This is a genomic window from Trinickia mobilis (assembly GCF_017315705.1).
GTDB classification, from domain to species: Bacteria; Pseudomonadota; Gammaproteobacteria; order Burkholderiales; family Burkholderiaceae; genus Trinickia_A; species Trinickia_A mobilis.
The window spans coordinates 1-11,917 of the sequence record NZ_JAFLRF010000042.1 but is presented as its reverse complement, the minus strand read 5'-3'; the positions used below and the strand labels follow the sequence as shown (position 1 = coordinate 11,917).

The following is an 11,917-nucleotide window of genomic DNA, read 5'->3' as shown; positions in this document are numbered from 1 at the left end:
TGGTGGTTAGCATTCGATGACGTTCACGGCGAGGCCGCCGCGCGACGTCTCCTTGTATTTCGTCTTCATGTCGGCGCCGGTCTCGCGCATCGTCTTGATGACGGAATCGAGCGACACGTAGTGGTGGCCGTCGCCCTTGAGCGCCAGGCGCGACGCGTTGAGCGCCTTGATCGCGCCCATCGCGTTGCGCTCGATGCAGGGAATCTGCACGAGGCCGCCGACCGGATCGCAGGTCATGCCGAGGTTGTGCTCCATGCCGATCTCGGCGGCGTTCTCGACCTGGTCCGGCGTCCCGCCCATCACGGCGGCCAACGCGGCGGCGGCCATCGAGCACGCGACGCCCACCTCGCCCTGGCAGCCCACTTCCGCGCCCGAAATCGAGGCGGTTTCCTTGTAGATGATGCCGATCGCGGCGGCGGTCAGCAGGAAGTCGACGATGCCGTTCTCGTTCGAGCCGGGCACGAACTTTACGTAGTAGTGCAGCACGGCGGGAATCACGCCGGCCGCGCCGTTGGTCGGCGCGGTGACGACGCGGCCGCCCGCGGCGTTTTCTTCGTTGACGGCCATCGCATAGAGATTGACCCAGTCGAGCATCGAGAGCGGATCGCGCAACGACTCTTCCGAGCGCATCCGCAAGTTCTTGGAAAGTTCGGCCGCGCGGCGCTTCACGCCCATCGGCCCCGGCAGATTGCCCTGCGCCTGGCAGCCGCGCTCGACGCAAGCGGCCATCGTGCGCCAGATCGCGAGCAAGCCTTGGCGCACTTCATCGGGCGAGCGCGACGCGCATTCGTTCGCGAACGCAACCTGCGCGATCGACTTGCCGCTCGCGCGGCATTGCCGCAACAGATCGTCGCCGGTTCGGAACGGATACGGCACCTCGCCGCCAGTCCGGACACCGTTCACGCGATCGCCCTCGCGATTGACGACGAAGCCCCCGCCCACCGAGTAATACTCCTTCTCGACGAGCAACTGGCCGTGCTCGTCGAACGCCTGGAAGCGCATTCCGTTCGGATGCACGACGGCGGTGCCGGTCATCAGCTTGCGATAGAAAGCGACGTCCTCTTTGTCGTCGAAGCGAATCGCGTGCTCGTTCAAAAGACGCAGCGACTTGCCGCGGCGAATCTCGGCAAGACGCGGCTCGATCAGGTCCGGATCGACCGCATCCGGCACATGGCCTTCGAGCCCGAGCAGCACCGCCTTGTCGGTGCCGTGCCCCTTGCCGGTCGCGCCGAGCGAGCCGTACAGCTCGACTTTGACGCGCCGCACAAAGCCGAGCAGGTTCGTATCCTCGACGTGCGAGGCGAAGCGGCACGCGGCGATCATCGGCCCGACCGTGTGCGAGCTCGACGGGCCGATGCCGATCTTGAACAAATCGAAGATGCTGACGTTCATGCTTACCTGCCTCATCGTTCGTGACTTGGCGCCAGTACACCAAAGCGTAGAATCCGCAGATAGAACAAAAACGGCATCGGTGTGGGATGCCGCCGCCAAGGTGGCCTCAACCTGCTGCCAAAGTACGTTTCGCCGACGATTTGCGGCGGAAAATCACAAGCCGGGACGCAAGCGATAGGCGACGCTTCAAGCGTGGCGGTCGCAAGCAGCGCCTCGACCGAACACCGCCCGACATACCCGCATGAAACTCGCCGACTCGCCACCTTTGACCACCGCCGACACCGCCGACCCCGCGCCGAAAGCACGGATCCGCTTCGGCATCGTGCTCCTGCCGAACTTCACGCTGACGGCGTTTTCGGGTTTTGTCGACATGCTGCGCCTCTCCGCCGACGAAGGCGACTACAGCAAGCCGGTGCGCTGCTCGTGGAGCGTGATCGGCGACACGCTCGCGCCGGTGCGCGCGAGCTGCGGCATCCAAGTGACGCCCTGGGAGACGTTCGATACCGTCGAGCCGTTCGACTACGTCGTCGTGGTCGGCGGCCTGCTGCACTCGGGCCCGCAAGCGAACGAAGCGACGCTGCGCTTCATCCAGCGGGCCGCGCGCGGCAACGCGACGTTGGTCGGCATTTGCACCGGCGTGTTCGCGCTGATGCGCGCCGGCGTGCTCGACGGCCACCGGATCTGCGTGAGCTGGTTCCACTACTGGGATTTCGTCGAACGATTTCCGACGGTCAGCACCGATGCGCTGATCGCCGACCGGCTCTTCGTGATCGACCGGCGGCGCATTACGTGTTCGGGCGGACGCGCGTCGATCGACGTCGCGGCAGCGATTCTGCTGCGGCATTTCGAGCACGCGACGGTGCAAAAGGCGCTGCGCATCCTGCTCGTCGGCGAAATGCAAAAGGGCAACGCGCCGCAGCCGCATCCGCCGGGGCTCGAGCCCGCGACGCACCCGAAGGTGAAGCGCGCGATTCTGCTGATGGAACAGCATGTCGGGCGCTCGCTGCCGCTGGAGGAGCTGGCGTGCAAGCTCGATTTGTCGCCGCGTCAGCTCGAGCGGCTGTTCAAGGCGGAGACCGGGAAGAGCCCGCAGGCGTTTGCCAAGCAAGTGCGCCTGCGCACGGCGGCCTGGCTGCTTACGAGTTCAGACCGGACGGTGGCCGATATCGCGTCGAGCTGCGGGTTTTCCGATGCGTCGCACCTGGGGCGCGAGTTCCGCAAGCAATTCGGGGTGCCTCCGGTGATGTTCCGGGAACAGCGCAGCGAAGACGCACGGGCTGACGACATCGTCTGCGGCGAGAATTTCGTCGGCGTCGGCGGCGTTTATTGACGGCCTTGATTCGGTCGTCATCAAAATCGTGACGCCGGCGCCTCGAAGCGCCGGATCAAGCCACCCATTCCCGATCCGGCGCAAGCCGCCGGCCGCTCAATGCGACGCCAGATAGCGCTTCACCGCCGTCACCCCATCCTTCCCGTCGATCGTCGTCACACCCGCGAGCCACGGGTTCAGCACCTGCGGATTCGCCTTCAGCCATGCGAGCGCGGCCTTGTTCGGATCTTCCTTGTTCATGATCGGCACCATCACGTGGTTCTCGATGCCGGTCGTGAATTGCAGGTTCGACACGAGCTTCGCCGCGTTCGGGCAGCGCGCCGCGTAGTCGGGCGGCGTCGCCGTGAACACCTTCGCTTCGCCATAGTTCGGCCCGAACACGTCATCGCCGCCGCTCAGGTAGTCGATCTTCATCTGCACGTTCATCGGATGCGGCTCCCAGCCGAGGAACACGATCCACTGCTTCTCCCGAATCGCCTTGTTCACTTCGACGAGCATCCCCGCCTCGCTCGATTCGACGAGCTTGAACTTGCCGAGGCCGAACCGGTTGCCGTCGACCATCTTCTTGATCAGCGCGTTGCCGTCGTTGCCCGGCTCGATCCCGTAGATCTTGCCGTCGAGCTTGTCCGCGTACTTCCGGATATCCGCGAACGACTTGAGGCCGCCGTTATAGACGTAATCCGGCACGGCCAGCGTGTACTTCGCGCCGGTCAGGTTCGGCGTGGGCAGCACCTTGATCGATCCGGCCTTGACGAACGGTTCGATGATCGGGTCCATCGTCGGCGCCCAGTAGCCGAGGAACACGTCGATTTGCTTGCTCTTGATGCCCGCGAACGTGATCGGCACCGAAGCGATCGTCTTCGTCGGGGTGTAGCCCAGGCCGCTGAAGAGCGTCGACGCGAGGCCGGTGGTCGCCGCAATATCGGTCCAGCCGACGTCGGCAAAGCGCACGTTGCGGCACACGCCGGGGTCGGACGCCTGCGCGGGCGCAGCCGTCATCGCAGCCGCCACGCCGAGCGCGCAAGCCGCCACGGTCAGGATTCGCTTCATTGCTTTTCTCCTCGGGTTTCGATATGTGAAGTGTCGACGACAGGGAAATCCGTTCACTCGGGCCGGCGCCGCTCCAGGCTCGGCGCGTGTCCGAATTGCGCGCGGTATGCCTTGCTGAAATGGCACGGCGAATGAAAACCGCAGACGGTCGTCACGCGCGCGATCGATGCGTCCGTCGTGCGCAGCAGATCGCGCGCGCGGCGCAATCGAAGCGACAGGTAGTAGTGCGTCGGCGAGACATTCAGATACACCTTGAACATGCGTTGCAAATGACGCTGCGACAGTTGCACGAGCCGCGCGAGTTCGTCGAGCGAGAGCGGCTCTTCGATATTCGCTTCCATCAGCCGCACCACTTCGATCAGCTCGGCGCGCGAGAAGCCGACGCGCGCATCCACCGGAATCGGCTGATGATCGGACGCGCTGCGAATGCGCTCGAGAATGAACTGCTCCGAGACCTGCGCGGCAAGGCTCTGGCCGAAACGCCTGCCGACCAGATGCAGCATCAGGTCGAGCGGCGCGGTGCCGCCCGTGCAGGTGAGCCGGTCGCGATCGATGACGAATAGCTCGTCGGCAAAGCGCACGCGCGGGAATTCCCTGTGCAGCACCGACATGTCTTCCCAATGCACGGTGCAGCGGTAGTCGTCGAGGAGGCCCGTGCTCATCAGCGCGTAGGCGCCCGTGCAGATCCCGCCGAGCGGCACGCGGCACTCCGCCAGTTCGGCGAGAAGCGTCTTGACCGGCGCATCGACCGCATTGCGGATCTGCGTGCCGCCGCAGACGATCAGCACATCGGGCACCCCGGACGCTTCGAGCGTGCGCGTGGGCTTGACGGCGATGCCGTTGCTCGCCCGCACGGGCGAGCCGCCGGTCGAGACGATCGACCAGCGGTAGTGCGGCTCCCGCGCCACGTAGTTAGTCATCCGCAGCACTTCGATCGCGCTCGTGAACGCGATCATCGAGAAGTTGGGCAACGTCAGAAAACCGAAATGCGCGGGGGACGGCAACGGCGCTTCCGTCGTGGCCGGCATCACGTCGCTCTCCAAGCGCGGCGCACGCGCATGACATTGCGCAGCCCTGCGAAGCGCGGTGCCGGCGCCGTGCCCGGCGTGCGGCCGAAGCTTTCGGTGATGCGGTCGAGAACGATCGCAAGCAGCACGACCGAAAGTCCGCTCTCGAAGCCAAGCCCGATATCGAGCCGCTGAATGCTCGCGAGCACGTCGTTGCCGAGACCGCCCGCGCCCACCATCGACGCGATGATCACCATCGACAGCGCCATCATGATCGTCTGGTTCACGCCTTGCATGATCGACGGCAGCGCATTGGGGAACTGCACCTTGTAGAGCAGCTGCCACGGCGTGCAGCCGAACGCCTGCCCCGCCTCGACGATCTCGCGGTTCACGTGGCGAATGCCGAGGCTCGTCAGGCGCACCGCGGGCGGCATCGCGAAGATCACCGTCGACAGAATCCCCGGCACGCGCCCGAGGCCGAACAGCATCGCCGCCGGAATCAGGTAGACGAAAGCGGGCATCGTCTGCATCAAATCGAGTATCGGGCGGACGATCGCGGCAACGTGCTTGTTCTTCGCCGTCCAGATGCCGAGCGGGACGCCGAAGACGAGGCTGATGATCGTCGACGACAGCGTGAGGCCCAGCGTGATGACGGATTGATCCCAGAAGCCCGTCGCGTAGATGAGGAGCAGCGCGAGCGTCGTGAAGATCGCGAAGCGCCAGCCGACGCGCCACAACCCGATGCCGATGAAAATCGCCATCAGCGCCCACATCGGGACGGCCTGCAGGCTGTGTTCGACGAAGGCGGCGATGCCCTCGATCACCTTGCCGATCGCATCGAATGTGCTGCTGTCGTGATCGAGCAGGAAGTGGACGGATTGATCGACCCAACTGCCGAGTGGGATGAGTTCAGACATGGGCGCCTCGCGAACGCGTGAGTACTTTCAGAACAGCGGCGCGATCGACCGAGCCGCAATAACAGCCGTCGTCGTCCACGACCGGCAGCGCCCTCGCGCTCGCGACGACGCGCGACACGACATGCTCGAGCGACGCCGCCCGCGAGATGCTTTCGACCTGCGCGATACGCGGCGCCACGGCGGGCGTCGCTGCGTGGAGCGCCTCGCGCGTGACGAAACCGCGGATCTTGCGCTCGGCATCGAGCACGAACGCGTAGTCCGCACTGCCGTTGAGCGACGCCGTCACCGCGGCCGTGTCGGCGTGGCGCACGAGCGGCACGGCGTCGGTCTGCATGAGGTCGGCCGCCGTGAGGTAGCGGCTGGTGTCGACGCCTTCGAAGAACGCGCGCACGTAGTCGTCGGCGGGGTTGCTGATGATTTCCTGCGGCGTGCCGAGCTGCACGAGGCGGCCGCCTTCCATGATCGCGATGCGGTTGCCGATGCGCAGCGCCTCTTCGAGATCGTGCGACACGAACATGATCGTGCGGCGCTGGTCCTTCTGCAGTTGCAGGAGGACGTTCTGCATCTCCTTGCGCTTTAGCGGATCGAGCGCCGAGAACGCCTCGTCCATGATCATCAGCGACGGGTTCACGGTCAGCGCCCGCGCCAGGCCGACGCGCTGCTGCATGCCCCCCGAGAGCTCCGACGGCAGCTTCTGCGCGAAGGCCGCCAGCCCGACCTGCTCGAGCACCGCAAGCGCGCGCTTCTCGCGCTCCTTCTTCGCGACGCCCGCCACTTCGAGCCCGAACGCGGCGTTGGAGAGCACCGTGCGCTGCGGCATCAGCGCGAACGACTGAAACACCATGCTCATGTCCGTGCGGCGCAGCGACGTGAGCGCCGAGCGCTTGACCGCGGCGATGTCGCGGCCGTCGACGATCACCTTGCCCGACGTCGGCTCGACGAGCCGGTTGATCAGGCGGATCAGCGTGGACTTGCCGGAGCCCGAGAGGCCCATCAGCACGAAGATCTCGCCTTCCTGAACGCCGAACGACACGTTCTGCACGCCGACCACCTGGCCGGTGCGCGCGAAGATTTCATCCTTCGTCGCACCGGCCGCGAGCATGTCGAGTGCCTGTTTCGGGTTGTTGCCAAACACCTTGTACAGACTTTCGACCACCACCTTTGGGGCATTCATCGAATCCATCTCCTTCGAGCAGCAGGGCTGCAGGGCCGCAGGCGCCGGCCTGCACAGTGTTCATACATAGTTGCCAGAAAAAAGACGTTGCAGCCGACGAATTCCGACAGACGCTTGCGCAAATGCGACACGCATGGAAACGGACGATCGTCCCGAAAGCGCGCAAACGCCCGCCGCACGCGCGGCTTTGCCGATGGTGCGATGCACGAGACGTCATGCATGAAAAAACGCCGTGTCGCCGGCGTGCAGATTCGCGTCCAAAACGCCATGCGCAATGGCCGATTTGGCTGGACATACTCCGACCGTCATCTCGACCGGACGCCCTCTCGACACCGCAGGCATCGACGCGGGAGGCCCGCCCCTCAATCGAACTGCCCGGTGGAAACCGCAGCCAGCCAGCAGGCAAAAGCACGCAAAGCGGCCCGCCCTCAACGACGGAGATCTTCTTCATGCACGACGGCAAGACGAAGTCACGCTTTACGTCAGCCGCGCTTTGCGGCGCGGCCCTGATCGGCACGCTGCATGCGGCCGCAGCCGAGGCGCAATCGGCCGATGCCAACGGCTCAGGCTCGAGCTCGGAGGCCGCGCCCGCGGCAGCCAGCACGCCGGCGCCCGCGCAGGCCGCAACGCCGGCGTCGGAGGCCGCGCCCACGCTCGCGGCCAATCCGGCCGATCCGCCCGCCCCGGCAGCGGCGGCAGCGCCCGCTCCGGCCGGAGCGTCGCCGCTGACGGCCAACGTGACGCTTGCCTCGCAATACGTGTCGCGCGGCTTCAGGCAGGGCTGGGGCAAGCCGGCGATTCAGGGCGGCTTCGACTACGCGCACCCGAGCGGCCTGTTCGCCGGCACCTGGCTCTCCAGCGTGAGCAGCAAGTTCATCGAGGACGGCACCGTCGAATGGGACTTGTACGGCGGCTACGGCGGATCGATCGGCGATGTCTCGTACACGGGTACTGTGTACTACTACATATATCCGGGCGCCCGCATGGCCGCGAGCGACACCAGCTACAACTACGGCGAAATCGTCGCGGCGCTCACCTACAAGTGGTTCACCGCCAAGTACTGGCTCACGTACACGCCGAACTACTTCGGCTACGACAGCCAGTCGCTCGGGGTCGGCAGCGGACAGCACAGCCGCGGCTCGGGCTATCTCGACTTGAACACGAACATCGATTTGACGCACGGCCTCTCGCTGCTGCTGCACTACGGCTGGCAGCGCGTGCAGAGCTTCTCGGCGTACAACTGGCAGGACGCGAAGGTGGCCGTCTCCAAGACGTTCGACGGCGGCTGGACGCTGACCGGCGCGGTCACCAAGGGCTGGGGCGCGACCGACGTCTACGACAACTACACGACGGGCGCGCGCGATTCGTCAGGCAATATCGCGGTGTCGAATCCGTTGGCGACCACGGTGCTCGCGACGCTCACGAAAGTGTTCTGATGCCGCCCGGCTGCCCCTCATCTGCCGCCTGCCTTCGGTTCCCGGCATATCGATAGAAGAATAAGTCGTTTCCGGCGCAGTTAAGCAGTCGCTACGATGGCAGCTTGAACAATTTGAAAATCTGGCGCCCCGGCGCGCGGCCGGCAAGGCTTCGCGCGGCGCCGCTGACCGACGGAGTGTGGTCTTGACTGCTTTCGAACCTCTTCCTCTGCCGCTCGTCGTGGGCATCGGCGGCACGACGCGCGATGCGTCGTCGACCGAGCGCGCGCTCGGCTTTGCGCTGCGCGGCGCACAAGCCGCGGGCGCGCGGACGCGGCTGTTCGGCGGTGCATTCCTGCACGGCCTCCCGCACTACGCGCCCGAACACCCGGTTCCGACCGGCGCCCAGCTCGAACTGATCGAAGCCGTCCGCGCCGCCGACGCGATCATCATCGCGACGCCGGGATATCACGGCGGCGTATCGGGCCTGGTGAAGAACGCGCTCGACACGCTCGAAGCGCTGCGCGCCGACGAGCGGCCCTACCTCGACGGACGCGCCGTCGGCGCGGTCGTGACGGCCTACGGCTGGCAGGCGGCGGGCACGGTGCTGACGTCGCTGCGCTCGATCGTGCACGCGCTGCGCGGCTGGCCGACGCCGTTCGGCGCGGTGGTCAATACGCTGGAAACGCGCTTCGAGACGCCCGATACGTGCTCGGATGAGAAAGTCGCCGAGCAGCTCGCGACGGTCGGCCGGCAGGCGGCCGAATTCGCGCTGGCGTTCGGGTCGCACCGCGCGGCGCGCCTCGCCGCCGGACGAAGCGTCGCGGAGGCGCTGACGCGGGCGCGCTGAACGCGTCGATGCCGCCCCGGTCAGGCCTCGACGTCCGCCAGGCTGAAAAGCTCCGTCTGGTCGTTGTACGAGAAGACTTCGCCGTAGCGGCCCCAGTTGATGACCGCATCGAGCGTCTGCTGAGCCGCGTTGTCCGACAGGAAGTCTTCCAGCTCCTGCTCGAAACGCACGCGCGGCGCGCGATGCCCCGGACGCTCATCGAGCACCTTCTTGATCTGCGCGGCGAGCGGCACATTGCGCAGCAGATGCTCGGCGAACATCATCTTGCGCTCCTGCGTGCCGAACTCGGAGAAGGCACGCGCTTGCGGCGTCAGGAAGATGTCGCCTTCGCGCATCTCGGCGAAGCCCAGGTGCTGCAGCACTTCGGCGATCGGAAAGAGATCGTCCACTTCGAGATGCAGCGAGCGCGCGATTTCCGGCATGTCCGCACGGCCGTCATACGGCGGCATGGCCAGCGTCTCGATCAGGCCCGCCATCAGATTGGTCGACACCTCCGGCAGACGGCTGCCGAGTTCCAGTTCCTTCTTCGCCGCTTCGCCCACCTGACGCGCCGTCATGCGGGCGTAGATATCGTCGACGAGACGGCGGAACGCCGGGTCCAGACGATTGCGCGGATGCTTGAACGGCACCTGGATCTCGGCGATCACCTTGCCCGGGTTCGACGACAGCACCAGGATCCGGTCGCACATGAACACCGCTTCTTCGATGTTGTGCGTGACGATCAGCACCGACTTGATCGGCAGACGGCCTTGCGTCCACAAGTCGAGCAAGTCGGTGCGCAGCGTTTCGGCGGTCAGCACGTCGAGCGCGGAGAACGGCTCGTCCATCAAGAGCAGCGTCGGATCGACGACGAGCGCGCGCGCAAAGCCTACGCGCTGACGCATGCCGCCCGACAGCTCGCGCGGATAAGCGTTTTCGAAGCCGTCGAGACCGATCAGGTCGATCGCGGCCAACGCGCGCTCGCGACGCTCGCTTGCGCCGACGCCCAGCGCTTCCAGCCCCGCTTCCACGTTCTGCAGCACCGTGAGCCACGGAAACAGCGCGAACGTCTGGAACACCATCGCAACGCCTTCGGCCGGGCCTTCGAGCGGCTTGCCGAGGTAATCGACGTGGCCGTCGGTCGGCTTGATCAGGCCCGCGATGATCCGCAGCAGCGTCGACTTGCCCGAGCCCGAGCGGCCCAGCATCCCGACGATCTCGCCTTCGCGCAGCGTCAGGTTCACGTCGTCGAGCACCAGCAGGTCTTCCTGGGCCTTGTTGAAGCCCCGGCTGACTGACTTGACGCACAGGATCTCGTCGCCGACACGCGGCGGCGTCTGAAGCACTTCCGTAGTCGCAGCTCTAGGATTTAGCATCGCCTATCTCTCTCAGTCGAGTCGAAGCTTGGATTCGGCATATCGATACATCGGACGCCACAACGTGCGGTTGAACAGCGTGACAAACAGGGACATCACCGCAATGCCCAGGATGATCTTCGGGAAGTCGCCCGCGGCCGTGGTCTGCGCGATGTAGGCGCCAAGGCCGTGCGCCGCGACCTTGGTGTCGCCCCATTGGACGAACTCCGAGACGATGCTCGCGTTCCATGCTCCGCCCGAAGCCGTAATCGCGCCCGTCACGTAGTACGGGAAGATGCCGGGCAATATCACCTGGCGCCACCATTGCCAGCCGTGAATGCGGAAATTCGTGGCCGCTTCCTTGAAGTCGTTCGGGTAGGCCGTCGCGCCGGCAATCACGTTGAACAGGATGTACCACTGCGTGCCGAGCACGATCAGCGGCGACAGCCAGATATCCGGGTTCAGGTGAAAGCGCACGATCACGATCACGAACACCGGGAACAGCAGGTTCGCCGGGAACGCGGCGAGGAACTGCGCAAGCGGCTGGATCTTCTCGGCGAGCGCCGGACGCAGTCCGATCAGCACGCCGAGCGGCACCCAGATGACTGAGGAGATCGCGATCAGCAGCGCCACGCGAAGGAGCGTAATGAGCCCGAGCCCGAACACGTGCCCGACTTCGCTCATCGTGACACCCGTGCTCACATACGCGACCACGCGATAGACCACATACACGGTCAGAAGGAGAACGAGAATCCCCCAGATGATGTCGCCGGCCTTCGAGCGCTTGCCGCCGAACTGCACCGGGCCGATGCGTTGTCCGCGAGGCAGCGGCAGGCGTATCGGTATGCGCGCCGCCTTCGCCAGCAGCACGCCCATCGGCACGAGCCCGCGGTGAATCAGGTGCGTGCGGCGAAGCAGATCGAGCAGCCACGATTCCGGCGCGTTGCCCGAACTGGTGGTCTCCATGCGGAACTTGTCGGCCCACGCGACGAGCGGACGGAACAGCAACTGGTCGTAGGCGAGGATCACGATCGTCATCGCCAGAATCACCCAGCCGATCGCGGCGAGGTTCTTGTCCGAGATCGCCTGCGCGAGATACGCGCCGATGCCGGGCAGCGTGATCGTGTTGTTGCCGACAGTGATCGCTTCCGATGCCACGACGAAGAACCACCCGCCCGACATCGACATCATCATGTTCCAGATCAGCCCCGGCATCGAGAACGGCACATCCAGCTTCCAGAAGCGCTGCCAGCCGGTCAGATGAAAGCCGCGCGAGACTTCATCGAGATCGTGCGGCACGGTGGTCAGCGACTGGTAGAAGCTGAACGTCATGTTCCAGGCCTGGCTCGTGAAGATCGCGAAGATCGCCGCGCATTCGGCGCCGGCCACGCGCGTCGGGAACAGCGCGATGAAGAACGTGACCGTGAACGAGATATAGCCGAGCACCG

Annotated in this window: 9 protein-coding genes and 1 pseudogene; 3 read left to right on the top strand and 7 right to left on the bottom strand. The window is 65.5% G+C overall.

Annotated elements, in window-relative coordinates; genetic code table 11:
- Nucleotides 1-6: 6 nt before the first annotated feature.
- Entirely contained in the window at nt 7-1,392 is a 1,386-nt protein-coding gene (locus J3489_RS31445) for an L-serine ammonia-lyase (RefSeq protein WP_207004729.1), read from the bottom strand.
- A 241-nt stretch (nt 1,393-1,633) separates the two neighbouring features.
- Here J3489_RS31445 and J3489_RS31440 point away from each other — a divergent pair, with 241 nt between their 5' ends.
- Entirely contained in the window at nt 1,634-2,722 is a 1,089-nt protein-coding gene (locus J3489_RS31440) for a GlxA family transcriptional regulator (RefSeq protein ID WP_207004728.1), read from the top strand.
- A gap of 96 nt (nt 2,723-2,818) precedes the next feature.
- Here J3489_RS31440 and J3489_RS31435 read toward each other — a convergent pair whose 3' ends face one another.
- The 4 genes and pseudogenes from J3489_RS31435 to J3489_RS31420 all read right to left on the bottom strand — a co-directional run.
- Nucleotides 2,819-3,772, bottom strand: a complete 954-nt coding sequence (locus J3489_RS31435; protein ID WP_207004727.1) for a choline ABC transporter substrate-binding protein — start codon at nt 3,770-3,772, stop codon at nt 2,819-2,821.
- A 53-nt stretch (nt 3,773-3,825) separates the two neighbouring features.
- Nucleotides 3,826-4,800: a GlxA family transcriptional regulator gene (locus tag J3489_RS31430; protein WP_207004726.1), complete on the bottom strand. Its 975-nt coding sequence runs from the start codon at nt 4,798-4,800 to the stop codon at nt 3,826-3,828.
- Nucleotides 4,800-5,696 (bottom strand): choline ABC transporter permease subunit, encoded by an 897-nt coding sequence (gene choW / locus J3489_RS31425; RefSeq protein WP_207004725.1) that lies wholly within the window; start codon nt 5,694-5,696, stop codon nt 4,800-4,802. Before choW ends, J3489_RS31430 begins: the two co-directional genes overlap by 1 nt.
- Nucleotides 5,689-7,003: pseudogene (locus tag J3489_RS31420) on the bottom strand (quaternary amine ABC transporter ATP-binding protein); the annotation flags it as partial. The pseudogene J3489_RS31420 and the gene choW, both read right to left, overlap by 8 nt.
- A 316-nt stretch (nt 7,004-7,319) precedes the next feature.
- Here J3489_RS31420 and J3489_RS31415 point away from each other — a divergent pair.
- Together J3489_RS31415 and J3489_RS31410 are read left to right on the top strand one after the other, a co-directional pair.
- Nucleotides 7,320-8,306: a TorF family putative porin gene (locus tag J3489_RS31415; RefSeq protein WP_207004723.1), complete on the top strand. Its 987-nt coding sequence runs from the start codon at nt 7,320-7,322 to the stop codon at nt 8,304-8,306.
- 184 nt (nt 8,307-8,490) lie between these two features.
- Entirely contained in the window at nt 8,491-9,135 is a 645-nt protein-coding gene (locus J3489_RS31410; protein WP_207004722.1) for an NADPH-dependent FMN reductase, read from the top strand.
- Nucleotides 9,136-9,155: 20 nt separating this feature from the next.
- Here the strand turns inward: J3489_RS31410 and J3489_RS31405 are convergent, their stop codons facing one another.
- Nucleotides 9,156-10,490, bottom strand: coding sequence for an ABC transporter ATP-binding protein (locus tag J3489_RS31405; protein WP_207004721.1), 1,335 nt, complete (start codon nt 10,488-10,490; stop codon nt 9,156-9,158).
- A 12-nt stretch (nt 10,491-10,502) separates the two neighbouring features.
- The coding region (locus J3489_RS31400; RefSeq protein ID WP_207004720.1) for an ABC transporter permease at nt 10,503-11,917 on the bottom strand (1,415 nt) is incomplete at its 5' end.

What these genes read in the sequence shown, in the direction of transcription:
- J3489_RS31445 (WP_207004729.1), bottom strand. Translation starts at nt 1,392, where the DNA reads ATGAACGTCAGCATCTTCGATTTGTTCAAGATCGGCATCGGCCCGTCG.
- J3489_RS31440 (WP_207004728.1), top strand. Translation starts at nt 1,634, where the DNA reads ATGAAACTCGCCGACTCGCCACCTTTGACCACCGCCGACACCGCCGAC.
- J3489_RS31435 (WP_207004727.1), bottom strand. Translation starts at nt 3,772, where the DNA reads ATGAAGCGAATCCTGACCGTGGCGGCTTGCGCGCTCGGCGTGGCGGCT.
- J3489_RS31430 (WP_207004726.1), bottom strand. Translation starts at nt 4,800, where the DNA reads ATGCCGGCCACGACGGAAGCGCCGTTGCCGTCCCCCGCGCATTTCGGT.
- choW (WP_207004725.1), bottom strand. Translation starts at nt 5,696, where the DNA reads ATGTCTGAACTCATCCCACTCGGCAGTTGGGTCGATCAATCCGTCCAC.
- J3489_RS31415 (WP_207004723.1), top strand. Translation starts at nt 7,320, where the DNA reads ATGCACGACGGCAAGACGAAGTCACGCTTTACGTCAGCCGCGCTTTGC.
- J3489_RS31405 (WP_207004721.1), bottom strand. Translation starts at nt 10,490, where the DNA reads ATGCTAAATCCTAGAGCTGCGACTACGGAAGTGCTTCAGACGCCGCCG.